The organism is Acidovorax sp. NCPPB 3576 (genome assembly GCF_028473605.1).
In the GTDB taxonomy this organism is placed as follows: Bacteria; Pseudomonadota; Gammaproteobacteria; order Burkholderiales; family Burkholderiaceae_C; genus Paracidovorax.
This window is the reverse complement of sequence record NZ_CP097267.1, coordinates 1085656-1103011: the sequence shown is the minus strand read 5'-3', so window position 1 is coordinate 1103011 and position 17356 is coordinate 1085656. Positions and strand designations below refer to the sequence as shown.

The 17356-nt window shown below is 68.0% G+C and carries 17 protein-coding genes; 6 read left to right on the top strand and 11 right to left on the bottom strand.

All coding sequences use genetic code 11. From position 1 onward, the window contains the following. The first annotated feature begins 15 nt into the window (after window positions 1-15). Together M5C98_RS05170 and M5C98_RS05165 are read left to right on the top strand one after the other, a co-directional pair. A complete protein-coding gene (locus tag M5C98_RS05170; RefSeq protein ID WP_272551393.1) occupies window positions 16-402 on the top strand; it encodes a hypothetical protein in 387 nt (128 codons plus the stop codon). Between the two features lie 42 nt (window positions 403-444). Next, a complete protein-coding gene (locus tag M5C98_RS05165; RefSeq protein WP_272553158.1) occupies window positions 445-789 on the top strand; it encodes a hypothetical protein in 345 nt (114 codons plus the stop codon). A gap of 96 nt (window positions 790-885) precedes the next feature. Here the strand turns inward: M5C98_RS05165 and M5C98_RS05160 are convergent, their stop codons facing one another. The 7 genes from M5C98_RS05160 to M5C98_RS05130 all read right to left on the bottom strand — a co-directional run bounded on the left by M5C98_RS05160 (window position 886) and on the right by M5C98_RS05130 (window position 8833). After that, window positions 886-1443: a hypothetical protein gene (locus M5C98_RS05160; RefSeq protein ID WP_272551392.1), complete on the bottom strand. Its 558-nt coding sequence runs from the start codon at window positions 1441-1443 to the stop codon at window positions 886-888. An 878-nt stretch (window positions 1444-2321) separates the two neighbouring features. After that, entirely contained in the window at window positions 2322-3833 is a 1512-nt protein-coding gene (locus tag M5C98_RS05155) for a tripartite tricarboxylate transporter permease (RefSeq protein WP_272551391.1), read from the bottom strand. 18 nt (window positions 3834-3851) lie between these two features. Continuing rightward, window positions 3852-4340, bottom strand: a complete 489-nt coding sequence (locus M5C98_RS05150; protein ID WP_272551389.1) for a tripartite tricarboxylate transporter TctB family protein — start codon at window positions 4338-4340, stop codon at window positions 3852-3854. A gap of 230 nt (window positions 4341-4570) precedes the next feature. Continuing rightward, entirely contained in the window at window positions 4571-6364 is a 1794-nt protein-coding gene (locus tag M5C98_RS05145; RefSeq protein ID WP_272551388.1) for a GspE/PulE family protein, read from the bottom strand. A gap of 93 nt (window positions 6365-6457) precedes the next feature. Then, window positions 6458-7240, bottom strand: coding sequence for a spermidine synthase (locus tag M5C98_RS05140; protein ID WP_442867234.1), 783 nt, complete (start codon window positions 7238-7240; stop codon window positions 6458-6460). Continuing rightward, a complete protein-coding gene (locus M5C98_RS05135; RefSeq protein WP_272551386.1) occupies window positions 7227-7832 on the bottom strand; it encodes a DNA-deoxyinosine glycosylase in 606 nt (201 codons plus the stop codon). Before M5C98_RS05135 ends, M5C98_RS05140 begins: the two co-directional genes overlap by 14 nt. Window positions 7833-7996: 164 nt before the next feature. Beyond that, entirely contained in the window at window positions 7997-8833 is an 837-nt protein-coding gene (locus M5C98_RS05130; protein WP_272551385.1) for a TatD family hydrolase, read from the bottom strand. Window positions 8834-8991: 158 nt separating this feature from the next. Between M5C98_RS05130 and M5C98_RS05125 the strand changes: the two genes are divergently transcribed. The 4 genes from M5C98_RS05125 (at window position 8992) to M5C98_RS05110 (ending at window position 13171) form a co-directional block, all read left to right on the top strand. Continuing rightward, a complete protein-coding gene (locus tag M5C98_RS05125) occupies window positions 8992-9969 on the top strand; it encodes a S1C family serine protease (RefSeq protein ID WP_272551384.1) in 978 nt (325 codons plus the stop codon). 61 nt (window positions 9970-10030) lie between these two features. After that, window positions 10031-11059 carry an AAA family ATPase gene (locus tag M5C98_RS05120; protein WP_272551383.1) on the top strand — a complete coding sequence of 343 codons (1029 nt, stop codon included), beginning with the start codon at window positions 10031-10033 and terminating at the stop codon, window positions 11057-11059. Continuing rightward, window positions 11040-12101 carry a DUF58 domain-containing protein gene (locus M5C98_RS05115; protein WP_272551381.1) on the top strand — a complete coding sequence of 354 codons (1062 nt, stop codon included), beginning with the start codon at window positions 11040-11042 and terminating at the stop codon, window positions 12099-12101. Before M5C98_RS05120 ends, M5C98_RS05115 begins: the two co-directional genes overlap by 20 nt. 26 nt (window positions 12102-12127) lie before the next feature. Next, window positions 12128-13171 (top strand): VWA domain-containing protein, encoded by a 1044-nt coding sequence (locus M5C98_RS05110; protein WP_272551379.1) that lies wholly within the window; start codon window positions 12128-12130, stop codon window positions 13169-13171. A gap of 106 nt (window positions 13172-13277) precedes the next feature. Here M5C98_RS05110 and M5C98_RS05105 read toward each other — a convergent pair whose 3' ends face one another. From M5C98_RS05105 to M5C98_RS05090, 4 genes are all read right to left on the bottom strand, one after another. Beyond that, the gene (locus tag M5C98_RS05105) at window positions 13278-14069 is read right to left on the bottom strand and encodes a Nif3-like dinuclear metal center hexameric protein (RefSeq protein WP_272551378.1); all 792 of its coding nucleotides are present in this window, start codon (window positions 14067-14069) and stop codon (window positions 13278-13280) included. Window positions 14070-14269: 200 nt separating this feature from the next. Continuing rightward, the gene (locus M5C98_RS05100; RefSeq protein WP_272551377.1) at window positions 14270-15223 is read right to left on the bottom strand and encodes an ADP-ribosylglycohydrolase family protein; all 954 of its coding nucleotides are present in this window, start codon (window positions 15221-15223) and stop codon (window positions 14270-14272) included. Window positions 15224-15422: 199 nt separating this feature from the next. Then, a complete protein-coding gene (locus M5C98_RS05095) occupies window positions 15423-15830 on the bottom strand; it encodes a GFA family protein (RefSeq protein WP_272551375.1) in 408 nt (135 codons plus the stop codon). A 101-nt stretch (window positions 15831-15931) separates the two neighbouring features. Further along, on the bottom strand, window positions 15932-17254 hold the full coding sequence (locus tag M5C98_RS05090; protein WP_272551374.1) for an MFS transporter: 1323 nt from the start codon (window positions 17252-17254) through the stop codon (window positions 15932-15934). Between the last annotated feature and the right edge of the window lie 102 nt (window positions 17255-17356).

Genomic DNA, 17356 nt, shown 5'->3' with positions numbered 1-17356 from the left:
AGTGAGGTGCGCGGAATGAAAAAATATCGGGGTCTTCTAAAACGGGCTGCTCTCGCGATTGCCTTGATCGTCGGGGGCTGGTACTTCGTGACGCCAACCTACGATCGAAGTCACTACAGCCCCCGCCGTGTGTACCGGTTGGACTACTACGAAGCCTCCTGGCTTCAACGTTTAACCCACATGGACATGCGTTATCCCCACGTGATTCGGCTTTATCGCGTAGAGCCGAGAACACTGCTGGGCGAAAGCGATGTGGTGGACCTCTGGATCAACGGCCAGTTGTATTGGTATCTCAACCCGCCCATGAACAAAGTGCGTGTAGGGCGCGACGTGGTGTTCGAGAACATTCCGCCGGAGTGCGCCGACTGTCCACCGCTGACCGATGCCGAAATCATGCCCTGAGAAGAAAAAGTACCGGGTTTTCTAAAGCGGACGGCTCTCGCGATCGCATTGATCGTCGCAGGGCGGTACTTCGTTACCCCCACCTACGATCGAAGTCACTACAGCCCCCGCCGTGTGTACCGGTTGGATTACTACGAAGCCTCCTGGCTTCAACGTTTAACGCACATGGACATGCGTTATCCCCACGTGATTCGGCTTTATCGCGTAAAGCCAAGAACACTACTAGGCACCAGCGACGTGGTGGACCTCTGGATCAACGGCCAGTTGTATTGGTACCTCAACCCGCCCATGAACAAGGTGCGTGCAGGGCGCGACGTGGTGTTCGAGAACATCCCCCCGAAGTGCACGGACTGCCCGCCCTTGCCGGACTCAGCGGTGATGCCTTGACCATGCATGCCGTGGGTATCCTTCACCTTGGTGCTGACGACCTCACGCGACGCCATTCCACATCGCCTTTCGCCGTGATCAGTGAACATCCGCAGCCTATTGAAGCTCTGCCCCTAGAGCCTCTTTTTTTGCATAAAGCACGCCATTCACCCATTTCTCGTTGTTGGGCAGGACGAAGCCTTCTGGTGGACAGCCAATCAGCTTGCCAGCATCCTGCCACTTCTTCATCTTCTGCTCGAACTCTTTAGGATAATCCCTGGCACTGCATGCGATGTTGGCCCAGGGATCGCAGACATACACGTCTGGATGCCACTGCGTCATGTCTACAGGCAAGGGATTTGAAGCAGGGCCAATGATGGCGACTTCATGCAGTGCATCTCCTTCTTCATCTTCGCCAAGCGATAGACATTGGGCTTGGATATGTCGCTTTTGCAGATGATATATGGCCAGATCCGTCAATTCTCCGCATTGGTGGGCCTTCCCCGCCATGGCGGCGGCGACGGGATCGTCCTGCTCCCGAATCCGTATAACTTCTTGCGTTGCCATTTCTTGGCGGCGCACTTCGTCGTCTCCACCTTCGCCCTTTACTTTATTGCCCGATTTCATGTTGGGCTTGTAGTAGGTTTCACGCACAAATTTCAGGACATCGGTCACTGCCGCCTGCCCTGGAGAGGGGAGCGATTGCCGTACCGGCTGTAGCGCTGCAACGCCGGTGCTGGATGTCCCAGGTCGATTGCGGCCCAACTCACCTAAGTGACTCAGGTGACTATTGCTGCTCTGAGTGCCAGAACGCATGGCTGATGGCTGATCGCGTGGCGGGGGCAAGCTCGCTGTAGCTACGTCACGGCCCAGTCCGCTGGAGCGCCCGCTTGATTTGGAAGAGCTTACGCCCATGGTGTTTACCTCATTGCTTCAATGGCCTGAAGCGTGGCGGCCAGTGCGCCCCGCATCACATGACAACCCGAAAAAATTGCTCACGGTGCGAAACCCAAAAGTGCAAATCACTAGGTGAAAAACGCCATCAAGCGTTTTCAGTTCAACCCCTTCACATCCCCGGGAATCGAATGGTTCAACGGGTCGGGGGGGTGGACCCCTTACCGCAGTTGGCCAGCACCCTTGCCTGACAGGACCATGGCGAAAAGCCGCCCGCCGTGCCCGGCTCGCAGAGATCGCCACCCAGCGTGAGTGTCGTCCCCGATATGCCAGCGGCATGTCAGAAGAAGAGCCCGTTGCCTTCGTCCAGCGGGAGCCCCCAGACCGATGCAGATGGCGGCCGGTCCATTTCGCTCCGATTGCGTGCGTAGTACACATCATCCGAGGACGGCGCCGCAAAGAATCGCTCCGCCGCGCCCTGGGGCGCCCTCATGCGCCATCTGCCGCAACGTGTTGCCCGTTATGACCACGTTCTGCGCGAAGTGGTTGAAGGTTTGTGAAGCCGGGTCGTGCAAATCCAAAGGCGCCCGAGACACCCAAGAAAAACGGCACCCGAAGGTGCCGTTTTTCTCAATCGTGAAGGGGTACCCAACCGAGTGTCAATCCTCGACGAAGGCCTCCTCGCGCTTGTTCTTCACGGCCGGCAGCAGCACGATGATGAGCAGCAGCACGGCGGCGGCCAGCAGGCCGGCGGAGATGGGGCGCGTGACGAACACGCTCCAGTCGCCGCGCGACAGCAGCAGGGCGCGGCGCAGGTTTTCTTCCATCATCGGGCCCAGGATGAACCCGAGCAGCAGGGGCGCGGGTTCGGTGCCCAGCTTGTGGAACAGGTAGCCGATGAAGCCGAAGATGCCGACCAGCCACACGTCGAACGTGTTGTTGTTCGTGCCGTACACGCCCACCGCGCAGAACAGCACGATGGAGGGGAACAGCCAGCGGTAGGGCACGGTCAGCAGCTTGATCCACAGGCCGATCAGCGGCAGGTTCAGGATGATCAGCATCGCGTTGCCGAGCCACATCGAGGCGATCAGGCCCCAGAAGAGTTCGGGGTTGCTCGTCATCACCTGGGGGCCGGGCTGGATGTTGTGGATCGTCATGGCACCCACCATCAGCGCCATCACGGCGTTGGGCGGAATGCCCAGCGTCAGCAGCGGGATGAAGGAGGTCTGCGCGCCGGCGTTGTTGGCCGACTCGGGGGCCGCCACACCGCGGATGTTGCCCTTGCCGAAGGGGACTTCGCCGGGTTGCAGCTTGGTCTTCTTCTCGATGGTGTAGGCCGCGAAGGCCGCCAGCAGCGCGCCGCCGCCAGGCAGGATGCCCAGGGCCGAGCCGAGCGCCGTGCCGCGCAGCACGGCGGGGATCATGCGCTTGAAGTCTTCCTTGGTCGGCATGAGGCCGTGCACCTTGGCGGTGAACACCTCGCGGTCGTCCTCGGGCTTGGACAGGTTGGCGATGATTTCGCCGTAGCCGAACACGCCCATGGCGATCACGACGAAGTTGATGCCGTCGGTCAGTTCAGGGATGTCGAAGCTGTAGCGGGCGACGCCCGAGTTCACGTCGGTGCCCACCAGGCCCAGCAGCAGGCCCAGCACGATCATGGCCACGGCCTTGAGCAGCGAGCCCGAGGCCAGCACCACGGCGCCGATCAGGCCCAGCACCATCAGCGAGAAGTATTCGGCGGGGCCGAACTTGAAGGCGACTTCGGTCAGCGGCGGCGCGAAGGCGGCCAGGATCAGCGTGCCCACGCAGCCGGCGAAGAACGAGCCCAGCCCGGCGGCTGCCAGCGCGGGCCCTGCCCGGCCCTTGCGCGCCATCTGGTAGCCGTCGATCACGGTCACCACCGAGGACGATTCGCCCGGCAGGTTCACCAGGATGGCGGTGGTCGATCCGCCGTATTGCGCGCCGTAGTAGATGCCGGCCAGCATGATCAGCGCGGCCACGGGGGGCAGCGCGTAGGTGGCGGGCAGCAGCATGGCGATGGTGGCCACGGGCCCGATGCCCGGCAGCACGCCGATCAGCGTGCCCAGCAGGCAGCCGACGAAGCAGTAGATGAGGTTCTGAAACGTGAAGGCGACGCCGAAGCCGATCGCCAGGTTGTCAAACAATTCCATGGTTTTCGATGCTCCTGATCAACCCGAAATGAAACTGGGCCACACCGGGAACTGCAGCTTCAGCGCCCACACGAAAGCCACGTAGCTGCCGACCGCGAGAACGGTGGCGAGGACGAAAACTTCCTTGGCATTGAACGTGTCGCCGGCCAGGCTGGCGATGAACACCAGCGCGTAGATCGCGACGATCAGTCCCATGGCCGGCACGCCGAACGAGGGCAGTCCCGCCAGCAGCACGCCGAACGCGAAGTTCGAGGCCAGGATGAAGAACAGCTGCTTCCACGCCCATTTGCCGACCTTGTCGCCATCCACGCTCTCCACCACCGTGGCGTAGAACGTGATCGCCACGCCGAGGATGGCGAGGATGATGCCGAGGATCAGGGGAAAGTAGCCGGGGCCCATGCGGGCGCCGGTGCCGATGTTGTAGTTGGAGGCGCCGACCGCGAAGGCCACGCCCACCCCCATGAACATGAGGCCCGAAAAGAAATCTTTCTGGCTCTTGATTTTCACGAAAACGTCTCCTTACAAGAACTTGACGGGCGATTGTGCAGTCCGGTCCACTCGGGATCGATGTGGATTCCACCTATCCAGCGCCTAGGGAAAACCGCAGGGTGGCGCCTCGGAAAAAGCCGTGCCGGCGCGCTACGGCAGAGCGTCCGCAGGCGGTGCATGAAGGGCCCGGCACGGCACGGACAACGTGCGCGCAGCCGGCCCCCGGGAGCCCTGCGCGGCGGCGCGGCCTATTCCAGCGGCGGCGTGGCGGCGATCACTTCTTCGAGCGTGGTGATGCCTTCGGCCACGCGCAGCGCGCCGGCCAGGCGCAGCGGGCGCATGCCGTCCTGCACGGCCTGGCGGCGCAGCACGTCGATGGACGGCGCCTGGTTGATGCGGTCCTTGAGCGCCTCGCTCACGGTGAGCAGCTCGTACAGGCCCATGCGGCCATGAAAGCCCGTCATGCGGCAGTCCACGCAGCCCACGGGCTTGTAGGGCTGGTAGCCGCCGTTGAGCTTCCAGGGCTTGACCACTTCGGCCAGCGCCTCGACCGAGGCGGCCTCGTCCTTTTGCTTGCACTGCTTGCACAGCGTGCGCACCAGCCGCTGCGCCAGGATGCCCAGCAGCGTGGCGTTGATGAGGTAGGGCGGCACGCCCAGCTCCATGAGCCGCGTGACGGCACTGGGCGCATCGTTGGTGTGCAGCGTGCTGAACACGAGGTGGCCGGTGAGCGCGGCCTGCACCGCCATGTCGGCCGTGGCGAGGTCACGGATTTCGCCCACCATGATGATGTCCGGGTCCTGGCGCATCAGCGCGCGCAGGCCTTCGGCGAAGTTGAAGTCGAGCTGCGGCTGCACCTGCGTCTGGTTGAAGCTGGGCTCGATCATTTCGATCGGGTCTTCCACCGTGCTCACGTTGACCTCTTCGGTCGCCACGCGCTTCAAGGTGGAGTACAGCGTGGTGGTCTTGCCCGAGCCCGTGGGGCCGGTCACCAGGATGATGCCGTGCGGGCGCTTGACCAGCGCCTCCCAGCGCGTGGCGTCGTGCTGCGAAAAGCCCAGCGCGTCGAGGTCCTTCACCGCGTTGTCGGGGTCGAAGATGCGCATCACCATCTTCTCGCCGAAGGCCGTGGGCAGCGTGGACAGGCGCATTTCCACCTCGTCGCCGCGCGGGTTGCGGGTCTTGATGCGGCCGTCCTGCGGTCGGCGGCGCTCCACCACGTCCATGCGGCCGAGCAGCTTCACGCGCGAGACCATCGCGTTGAGCACGCCCATGGGCATCTGGTAGACCGGGTGCAGCACGCCGTCGATGCGAAAGCGGATCACGCCCTGCTCGCGGCGCGGCTCCAGGTGGATGTCGCTCGCGCGCTGGTCGAAGGCGTACTGCCACAGCCAGTCCACCACCTTGACCACGCCCTGGTCGTTGGCATCGAGCTGCTTGTTGCTCTTGCCCAGCTCCACGAGCTGCTCGAAGCTGCTGCCCGCCGAGGCCCCGCCGGCCTTCTGCGCGGCGCGCACCGACTTGGCCAGCGCGAAGAACTCGGCGGTGAAGCGCTGGATGTCCTGCGGGTTGGCGACCACGCGGCGCACCGTGCGGCGCGCCTGGCGCTCCACCTCGGCCACCCAGTCGTCGATGAAGGGCTCGGCCGTGGCGATCACGACCTCCTTGGGCGTGACCTGCACGGGCAGCACCTTGTGGCGCTCGGCGTAGCTGGCGCTCATGGTGTCGGCCACGCGGCCCACGTCCACCTTGAGCGGGTCGATGCGCAGGTACGCCAGGCCGCTGCGCTGGGCCAGGTATTGCGTGAGCAGCTCGGCATCGAGCGGGCGGCCGTCGCTCGCGCGGGCCATGGCCACGTTGGCCAGGCGCACCAGCGGGTGCTGGCGGCTTTCGGCCTGCGAGCAGCGGGCGATGGTGCGGGCGGCCTCCTCGGCCGAGATCACGCCGTCGGCCCGCAGCCAGTCCACCAGCCGGCGCCACTCCAGCGGCCCGGTATAGGCAGGGGGCTTCGTCGGGGTGTCGGTGGGGGTGGCGGTGCTCATGGGCGGGCCTCGTTCAAAGGAGAGGAAGGGCGAGCGCAGCGGTGCGGCGGCAGCACCAGCACCTACCACGGCGGAAGGCCGGAGCGGCCCGCGTCATGCGGCCACCGGCTTGAAAACGCGCGCCCACTTGGTGGCCGGCAGGTCCCAGCGGGCCTGCACGGCCTCGGCGCGCTCGATCAGTTCGGCGCGCTTGGGCCGCGTGGGCGTGCGCTGCGCCAGTACCACGGTGTTGCCTTCGCGCGTGGGCTTGAAGGCCCACAGCGCATCGGCGCCGAAGGCCTCGGCCATCTTGCCCAGGCTGCGCTCGTAGCTGGAGGCGCGGCCGAACAGGTTGACGGTCATGGCGCCGTCCTCGGACAGCAGCGCGCGGCAGTCGGCATAGAAGGCGGCGCTGTCGAGCACGGGCGCGGCGGCCTCGTGGTCGTACAGGTCCACCTGCAGGGCATCGACCGTGCCCAGCCACATCGGGTCGCGGATCTCCACGGCGGCATCGCCCAGGATCACGCGCAGCTTGGGGCCGTCGGGCGGCAGCTTGAACCAGGCGCGGCACACGGCCAGCACCTGGGGGTTGAGCTCGATGGCGGTGGCGCACATGCGCAGCTTCTTGTGGCAGAACTTGGTGAGGGCACCGGCGCCCAGGCCCAGTTGCATGGCGTGGCGCTTGGTGACGCTGGCGGGCTCGACGAAGAGCAGCCAGGCCATCATGCGCTGCACGTATTCCAGCTCCAGCACGAAGGGCTCGGCCACGCGCATGGAGCCCTGGATCCACGGCGTGCCCAGGTGCAGGTGGCGCACCTCGCCATCGTCGGAGACGCTCACCTCGGGCAGGGCTTCGCTGTCGTTTTTCTTGCGGGTCAAATCGTCACACCAATCCATAAGTGCCCAAGGCGGCAGCCCAGGCGTTCAGTTTCTCGTCGAAGCTCCACGAGGCGTTGGCCGGGCTGGTGGAGGGCAGCCGCAGGGACTGCACGCCGCCCTCCAGCAGCGCGGGTGGCAGGCCCAGGTGGGTGCGCACGGCCTTGGCGTGCCGGAAGCTCTCCCCGCCATTGTGGGCGATGGCGGCCAGGCGGGGGCACTGCGCCCGCAGCGCCCGGAAATCGTTCACCACGGCGTTGCGGATGTCGGTGTCCAGGCTGCCCTCGCGCTCGCAGGCCGCATAGACGTCCCACAGGCCCAGGCCCCGGTCCAGCAGCCAGGCGCAGCGCCCGGCGTAGTCGTCACGCCCGGGCAGCACGGGTTGCGGCCACAGCGCCTGCAGGATGCGCCAGAAGTGGTTCTGCGGGTGCCCGTAGTACTGCCCCTCACGCAGCGAGGCCGCGCCGGGAAAGCTGCCGAGCAGCAGCACCACGGTGCGCGGCGAGACGACCGGCGCCAGCCCGACAAGACGCGGGGCCGCCGCCGGCACGGGACCGGAAGGCGCGGGGGGTGCAGGGTGCGGGGGATCAGGCGGATCGGAGGCGGAATCCATGGCGACCATCATCGGGGGGCATTGGGGAGAAAAAGAGGGGGACCGGGAATCGACGGGCCCAGCGATGTCGCGAGACCGGGCCGAGGCGCACGGGATGCCAGCGGGTTACTATAAATATCATAGCAATATGCCCTAGTGCTTATTGCGCTGGCGGCCAAAAAGACTCAGATCGCCAGCAGCGCCTCCAGCCGCGGCAGCGCCGCGCAGGCGTTGGCCCGCGTGGCCTGCGCCAGCTCCGCCACCGGCATGCCGCGCAGCCCGGCCACCACCTCGGCGATGCGCGGCAGCTCGCCCGGCGCGTTGCGCGCGGGCGGCGCGCCGGCGGCCCGCTGGGCGGCGGTCACGTAGAGCCAGTGCGGAGGAATGTCGGGGGCATCGGTTTCCAGCACCAGCGATTCGAGCGGCAGCTCGGCCGCCAGCCGGCGCAGCTGCAGCGCGCGGTCGAACGTGACCGCCCCGCCGAAGCCGAGCTTGAATCCCATGGCGATGAACGCCTGGGCCTGCTGCAGGCTGCCGTTGAAGGCATGGGCGATGCCGCCGCGCACCGGGCGCTCGCGCAGGCCCTTGAGCACCTTGTCGGCCGAGCGCCGCACGTGCAGGATCACCGGCAGGTCGAAGCGCTGGGCCAGTTGCAGCTGCGCCCGGTAAAAGCGCTCCTGCCGCGGGCCGTCCAGCGTGGGCACGAAGTAGTCGAGGCCGATCTCGCCGATGGCCACCAGGCGCGGGTCGGCGTGGTGGGCCTGCAGCGCCTGGGCCAGCGTGTCCACGTCGCCGTCGCCGGCGCGGCCGGTGAACAGCGGGTGGATGCCCAGCGCGTAGCTGTCGCCATGGCGGTGCGCCAGGCGGCGCACGGCGTCCAGGTTGCCCAGCTCCACCGCCGGCAACACGCAGTGCGCGACGCCGGCACGCGCGGCCTCGGCACGGATCTGGTCGAGGTGCGCCAGCCCGGCATGCGCCTCGAACTCATCCAGATGGCAGTGGGTGTCGATCCAGGTGTGCATGCGCGGATGATGCCCGACGCGGCAGGCCCGGCGGTGCATGGCCCGGGCCGATACGCCCTGTCACATGCGCGGCGGGCTTTTCCGTGCTACCGTGACCGTTCCGCCGCCGCCCCCTCCTTCCCTCCCTGCGTGGCGCGCCCGCTTCCAGAGGTGTCAGCATGCCCAGGCCACCCCGCTACAGCAGCTCCCGCTCCGACCGCCGCAGCGCCCCCGAGGCGCCACCGCACGAGGCCGCATCGCATGGCCCGGCCGGTGGCCTGCCCACCGCCGCCCGGCGCAGCGGGGACGGCGCACACGCCGAGCCCGCAGGCGCTCCCCCGGCCCCGCCATCACCGCGCGTTACCACCCCCGCCCCCATTCACACCCAGCGCGCCCTGTGGGCCGCCATCGTGCTGCTGTCGGTGCTGCTGGCCGCCAGCGTCTGGATGGGCCAGCGCCCGCCCCCGGCGCCCCTCACGCAAAAGGACATCGACGCCGCCGTGCTGCGCACGCTGGAGACGCAGCCCCTGCCCTCGGCCACGGCGCGCGCGGTGCAGACCATCGCGCCGTCGGTGGTGCGCGTGGTGGGCTACGGCCGCACCAAGAAGGGCAAGGAGGTCGAGCGTGGCATCGGCACCGGCGTGGTGATCCTGGACAAAGGCGTCATCCTCACCAACCTGCACGTGGTGCAGGGCACCACGCGCGTGCAGATCACCTTCTCCGACGGCATGGAGGCCGGCGCCAGCGTCACCGGCGTGCAGCCCGAGAACGACCTGGCGGTGCTGCAGGCCCACAAGATTCCCGACGACCTCGTGGCCGCCCCGCTGCGCTCCACGCAGAACCTGCGCCCGGGCGATGCGGTGGTGGCGGTGGGCTTTCCGTTCGGCATCGGCCCCTCGGCCTCGGCCGGCGTGGTGTCGGGGCTGGAGCGCGAGTTCGACTCGCCCGAAGGCAAGCGCGAGCTGCAGCACCTGATCCAGTTCGACGCCGCGGCCAACCCGGGCAACTCGGGCGGGCCGCTGGTCACGCTCGACGGCGAGGTGGTCGGCATCGTCACCGCCATCCTGAACCCCACGCCCGCGCGCACCTTCATCGGCATCGGCTTCGCCGTGCCCATCGAGAACGCGGCGGCGGCGGTCGGCATGCCGCCGTTCTAGCGCTCTTTTTTATCCACCGCACGCCGCCTTTTCCCTTTTCCCGTCATTCGGAGCCCGCCCCATGGACCTGCCCTCCCAGACCCCCGGCACCGCCACGCTGATGGAGCAGATCCTCTATGAGGTCAAGCGCGTCGTGGTCGGGCAGGACCGCTTCCTGGAGCGCGTGATGGTGGCCATGCTGTCGCAGGGCCACCTGCTGGTGGAAGGCGTGCCCGGCCTGGCCAAGACGCTCACCGTCAAGACCCTGGCCAGCACCGTGCAGGGCCAGTTCAAGCGCATCCAGTTCACGCCCGACCTGGTGCCCGCCGACCTGGTGGGCACGCGCATGTACAACCAGCGCACGGGCGAGTTCAGCACCACGCGCGGCCCGGTGTTCACCAACCTGCTGCTGGCCGACGAGATCAACCGCGCGCCCGCCAAGGTACAGAGCGCGCTGCTGGAGGTGATGCAGGAGCGCCAGGTGACCATCGCGGGCGAGACGCACCGCGTGCCCGAGCCCTTTCTGGTGATGGCCACGCAGAACCCCATCGAGACCGAGGGCACCTACGCGCTGCCCGAGGCGCAGGTGGACCGCTTCATGATGAAGGTGCTCGTGGGCTACCCGAGCGAAGAGGAAGAGTTCGTGATCGCCCAGCGCGCGCTCGCGCCCCCCGTGCAGGTGGCCGCCGTGGCCACCACCGGCCAGCTCGCCGCGCTGCAGGCCGAGTGCCGCACGGTGTACGTGGACCCGTCGCTGCTGCAGTACGCCGTGCGCCTGGTGGCCGCCACGCGCGCGCCGGCCCAGTACGGCCTGCCGGGCCTGGCCCCGCGCATCGCCTGCGGCGCCAGCCCCCGCGCCACCATCCACCTGGCCGAGGGCGCTCGGGCCCTGGCCATGCTGCGCGGGCGCGCCTACGTGCTGCCCGAGGACATGGCCGATCTCGCGCCCGACGTGCTGCGCCACCGCATCACGCTGTCGTACGAGGCGCTGTCGGACGGGCTGGACGCCGACGCCCTCGTCGGCCAGCTCATGGCCCACCTGCCCGCGCCGCCCCGGCCCCTGCACCACGACGCCCAGGACGGGGCCCGCCATGAGCCGCAGCGCGCCTGACGCCGCCGCCCCGCCGGCTGCAAGCGCAGCGGCGCTGCCCGGCCAGGCCGAGCGGCTGCTGCGCCAGCTCGAGTGGACGGTGATCCGCCGGCTTGACGGCCTGCTGCAGGGCGACTACCGCACGCTGCTGCGCGGCGGCGGGCTGGACCTGGCCGACCTGCGCGAGTACCAGCCGCACGACGACGTGCGCCACATCGACTGGAACGTCACCGCGCGGCTCGCCGTGCCGCATGTGCGCGTGTTCTCCGAAGACCGCGAGATGGCCGCCTGGTTCCTGCTGGACCTGAGCCCGTCGCTGGACTTCGGCCCGCCGGGGCAGGCCAAGCGCGACCTCCTGGCCGGCTTCGTGGCCGTGCTGGCGCGCCTGCTCACGCGCCACGGCAACCGCGTGGGCGCCATGCTGTACGGCGCCGGCGCCGGTGCCGCGGCCTCCCCCTCCCCTGCGCCCGCCGGTGCGGCGCGGGCCCCGGGCGTGGACGCCATCCTGCCGCCGCGCGCCAGCCGCGCCCATGTGCTGCACCTGCTGCACCGCCTGCTGCAGGTGCCTGGGCCCGCTGCGGCACCGCCCGGCGCCACCGACCTGTCGCACCTGCTGGGCACGGCCCTGGGCACCGTGCGGCGGCGCTCGGCGGTGTTCGTGGTGTCGGACTTCATCACCGCGCCCGGCTGGGAAAAGCCCCTGGCCCAGCTCGCGCAGCGCCACGACGTCGTCGCCGTGCGCCTGCTCGACCCGCTGGAACTCGAGCTGCCCGACGTGGGCCTGGTCACCCTGCGCGACCCCGAGACCGGCGACCAGCTGCAGGTGGACACGCGCGACAAGGCCTTTCGCCACCGCTTCGCCCGCCTGGCCGCGCAGCGCGAGGCCGCCCTGCGCGAATCGCTCGCGCGGGCCGGCGCCGACACGCTGGAGCTGGCCACCGGCGACGACCTGCTGGACGCCCTGGTGCGCTTCATGGAACTGCGCGGCCGCCAGCCGGCCAAACCCGCCTACCGCGCCCCGGCATCCCCCACCGTCGCGGGCACTGCCGCCCGGGCCGCGTAGACAGAAAAAGTAGGAGCCGCTGCACCATGGTCTTTCTCTGGCCCACGTTCCTCTGGCTGCTGATCGCGCTGCCGGTGCTGGTGCTGCTCTACGTGTGGCTGCTGCGCCGGCGCCGGGCCACCGCCCTGCACTACCCCAGCCTCGCGCTCGTGCGCGAGGCCCTGGGCGCGCGCACCACCTGGCGGCGCCACGTGCCGCCCGCCCTGTTCCTGCTGGGGCTGGCCGCGTTGCTGATGGCCGCGGCGCGGCCGCTGGCCGTCATCACCCTGCCCTCGCAGCAGCAGACCATCATGCTGGCCATGGACGTCTCGGGCAGCATGCGCGCGGCCGACGTGCTGCCCGACCGCATCACCGCCGCGCAGAACGCCGCCAAGGCCTTCATCGCCGACCTGCCGCGCCACGTGCGCGTGGGGGTGGTGGCGTTCGCCGGCAGCGCCCAACTGGCGCAGCTGCCCACGCAAAATCATGAAGACCTGGTGAAGGCCATCGACAGCTTCCAGCTGCAGCGCGGCACGGCGACGGGCAACGGCATCCTGCTGTCGCTGGCCACGCTGTTCCCCGACTCGGGCATCGACATCGCCGCCCTGGGCGGGCGGCAGGCCATGCGCTCGCAGCCCATCGACGAGGTGGGCCGGGCGCAGGGCAAAAAGCCGTTCACGCCCGTGGCGCCGGGCTCGTACACCTCCGCCGCCATCATCATGCTGACCGACGGCCAGCGCACCACGGGCGTGGACCCGCTCGAAGCCGCCCAGTGGGCCGCCGACCGCGGCGTGCGCGTGTACACCGTGGGCGTGGGCACGGTGGCCGGCGAGACGATCGGCTTCGAGGGCTGGTCCATGCGCGTGCGCCTGGACGAGGACACGCTCAAGGCCGTGGCCCTGCGCACCAACGCCGAATACTTCCACGCCGCCACGGCGGCCGACTTGCAGAAGGTGTACGAGACGCTCAGCTCGCGCCTCACGGTCGAGAAAAAGGAGACCGAGGTGTCCGCCCTGTTCGCGCTGGCCGGCGCGGTGCTCATGCTGCTGGCGGCCGCGCTGTCGGTGTGGTGGTACGGGCGGGTGATGTAGGCGAAGGCTTCGGGTCTGCCAGGTTTTGGGCCTTTTGGGCCTGCAGCGCAATCAACACTAGGGCACACTGCTATCAATTAAATAGCAAACGTGATTTTTGTCGCATTCACGCCGGGTTGTCGATCTCGATGAACCGGTGGGCGATGCCCAGTTGCACGGCCACCCGTTCGGCCACGGCGGGGGCGCCGTAGCGTTCGGTGGCGTGGTGCCCCGCCGCGATGAAGGCCACGCCCGTCTCGCGCGCCAGGTGGGCCTGCGGCTCCGAAATTTCGCCCGTGATGAACGCATCCGCGCCCGCCGCGACCGCTGCCTCGAAGTAGCCCTGCGCGCCGCCCGTGCACCAAGCCAGGCGGGTGATCGGGCGGGGTTCGGGCTGCACCAGCGTCACCGTGCGGCCGAGCACGCTCTCCACCTGCCGGGCCAGGGCCTGCGCATCGGCGAACTGAGCGGGCCCCACGAAGCCCAGGTCCTGTTCGCCGAAGCGCGCATCGGCCGCCACGCCCAGCACGCGGCCCAGTTGCGCGTTGTTGCCCAGTTCGGCGTGCGCATCCAGCGGCAGGTGGTAGGCGAACAGGTTGATGTCGTGGGCCAGCAGGCGCTGCAGCCGCTGCTTCATCCAGCCCGTCACGCGCCCGTCCTGCCCGCGCCAGAACAGGCCGTGGTGCACGAAGATCGCATCGGCCCCGTCCTCGATGGCCGCATCGATCAGCGCCCGGCTGGCCGTGACGCCGCTCACGATGCGCGCGATGCGGTCCTTGCCTTCGACCTGCAGGCCGTTGGGGCCGTAGTCCTTGAAGCGCTCGGGCTGCAGCAGGGTGTCGAACGCGCGCTGCAGGTCGTGACGGGACACGCCGGGGGTGGCAATGCCGTGGGAGGGGGAAGCGATGGGGCGGGTCATGGAACGATTGTGGCAGCGCGGTCATGGACTTGCCGCAAGGGGCAAGTCCCGGTTGCCGCCCTGAAGGCTTCGGGCACCGGCCGAGCCCCTTCGCGCACGCAAGACGCGAGCTGGACCATGGAATGTTCAACCGGCTTTCAATGCCGCCCGCCGATCCACACAGCGCCGTGGGCCCATGACTCGCACCATGGCGGTCGAAGTCAGTCCCAGCACGCGATCAAGCGTTCAAGCAGCGGCTCCACCAGATGCTTGCCTCGCAATTGCTCTCGCCACCGCAATGGAATGGATTCCTCGCCGTACAGCAGCCCGGCCCATCCCCCAGCGACACAAGCCGTGGTATCCGTGTCGTTGCCAAAGCAGATCGCGCAGCGCACGCAATCCTCAAAGGTGCGGGTCCGAAGCACTGCTGCCACCGCGGACCAGAGGCAGTCCACCACATAGCCGCTTCCGTTGGGAGCGTCCAGGCGGCCATCCAGCAGCACTCGAAGCTCTTCTTTCTCCATCTCGACGGTCATCTCTTCGAGGCGGTCCTGTGCCTGGTCGAGCGCCTGGACAAACGTGAAGCCTTCCAGCAATCCTGCAGAAATCAGGGTGGCCAAAGAGCACGCGAGCAATGATCTGGCGTGACCATGGGTGGGGAGACTCTGCCTGCGCGCGCGTTCAATGAAAACGCCATCGTCGGCGGCAGGAAGCAACGCAGCGGGAAGAACTCTCATGAGTGATCCGTTGCCGTTGTTTCGCTCTTCGTAGGGACCGCTCTGATGGGGAGGAACACCTCGCGCAAGGCGGGAAAGCGCCTCCTGCGTTTGGATTCCCACATCGAACACCCGGCCGTCGGGTGTCAATTCGGCCGACGCCATCCAGGATTGCAGGCCTTCGGCCAACTGGGTCTCTATGGCGACATGCCCACCGAGAAGGACCTTGAGTAAATGCAGTGCTTGTGCGCCGTCGTCGCTCCACGTGCCCGGGGGAACGCCTGGATGCGCACGTTGAAAATGCGCTGGAGGTGCCATCTCGATGAGACCGGGCTTCGGCAACTCCGCTGCGCTGGAGAATTCGTAGGGCACACCCAGCGCATCGCCCACCAACAGGCCGTAGATCGCACCGCGAAGGCGTGACTTCCTTGAGGGCGGATGGGTTGGTATCGCGGGCATTCAGCGTGAATTTCGGCTTTGGATTGGATGTGAGCGTACATCGAGCGGTCGGCCATGGCCGGGACTGCCCTCTCATGCTTCCTCCGCCGCCGGATCAGAGCCTCATGCTCGCCGAATCCAGCCCCATACCTTCACCGTCCGAAGCGCAGAGTGAGACGGTAACCTGCTCATTGCGCCCGTTTGGTGCCTGAGCGCGAGCTCAAGGCTGTCCTTCAAAAGACTGGACGCCGTCAGGCAGGCCGACCCATTCATGACGGCGCCGTGTCCAGATCTGGCGCTGCGGTGTGCCGAGTTCCTGCCGTTGCTTCACCGTGCCGATCCGCAATGAGTAGGTTTGGGGGCTGTCCACATCGCACGCATAAAGCGAACTGCCGCACACCTCGCAAAACGCGAGTACGCGCTGGTTTCCGCTGGCCGCTGTCTTGATGTACGTGCGGGGCGTGCCCTTCACGAGCCGAAAACTGGACGCGGGCGCGGCGATGTTGGCGCGAAAGGCCGACCCTGACTGGGCCTGGCAATCGTCGCAGTGGCAGACGGTTGTCGTGCCGGGCTGAACTTGCGCTTCGTATTGGATTGCTCCGCAGTAGCACCCACCTTCGATCTTCATCGTCTACTCCTTGGTCTTGACGACCTCTTCTGGCTCCACCAATGGCGAAGCCAACAGCCCGTTCATTGACGGCAGCCCCTCAGAGGAGCAATCCTTCCGCATCAGGCCTTCGCCGCCGGCTGCCAGCCGCGCGAGGCCAGCGGCACGAACCCGAGCGCGAACCCGAGCACGCCCATGGCCGCCACGTAGTGGGCGTTGGCCAGCACGTCGTGCTGCTGCCACAGCGTGATGAGGATGGGCGTGATGCCGCCGAACACCGCATAGGCCATGTTGTAAGAGAAGGACAGGCCGGTGAAGCGCACCTCGGGCGGAAACGCCCGCACGCCCACGATCGGCAGCAGCGCGATCGAGCCCACGAACAGGCCGATCAGCCCGTAGTTGAACACCAGCGTGGCCGGCGTGCCCGGCAGTCCCGTGTAGAACAGGTAGGTGGTGACCACCAGCCCGCCCCAGCCCACCAGCATCACCGGGCGCGTGCCGAAGCGGTCCGTGGCCCAGCCGACGAGTACGCAGCCGATGGTGAGCGTGAGCGTGGCCACCGCGTTGGCCTCCAGCGCCAGCGTGGCGGGAATGTGGAACACCTTCTGCAGGTAGGTGGGCGTGATGAGCACCACCACCACGATGGCGGTGGACAGCACCCAGGTCATCAGGGCCACCAGCAGCATGGCGCCGCGGTGGTCGCGCAGCACGGTCTTGACCGGCAGTTCGCGCGCCACGGCGCGGCGGGCGGCCAGCTCCTGGAACACGGGCGTTTCGTGCAGGAAGCGCCGCAGGTACACCGACACCAGGCCGAACACGCCGCCCAGGATGAACGGAATGCGCCAGGCGAATTCCTGCACTTCGGCAGGCGCGTAGCTGCGGTTGATGCCGATGGCCACCAGCGACCCGAGCAGGATGCCGCCCGTGATGCCGGCGGTGAGCGTGCCCACGCCCAGGCCGTAGCGGTTGGCGGGCACATGCTCGGCCACGAACACCCAGGCCCCGGGCATCTCGCCGCCGATGGCCGCGCCCTGCAGCACGCGCATGGCCAGCAGCAGCAGCGGCGCCGCCACGCCGATGCTGGCGTAGGTGGGCAGCAGGCCGATGACCAGCGTGGGCACGGCCATCAGGAAGATCGACAGCGTGAACATGCGCTTGCGGCCCAGCTTGTCGCCGAAGTGGGCAATGATGATGCCGCCCACGGGGCGCGCCAGGTAGCCGGCGGCGAAGATGCCGAAGGTCTGCAGCTGGCGCAGCCAGTCGGGCATGTCGGCCGGAAAGAACAGCCCGCCCAGCACGGCGGCGAAGAAGACGTAGATGACGAAGTCGTAGAACTCGAGCGTGCCGCCCAGGGCGGACAGGCCCAGCGTCTGGTAGTCGTGGCGGGTGAGCGGGCGGCGGGGCGCGGCGACCGTGGGGCCGGCGGCGGGGGAAGGTGAAGTCATTGGCAGGTTCCGGAGGGATCGATGGCGGGACTGCGCAGGCACCGCGGGCGCGGTGCGCGGCCGGCGTTCAGCAGGCATTCCGGATGGGGCGTGTCGGCAAGG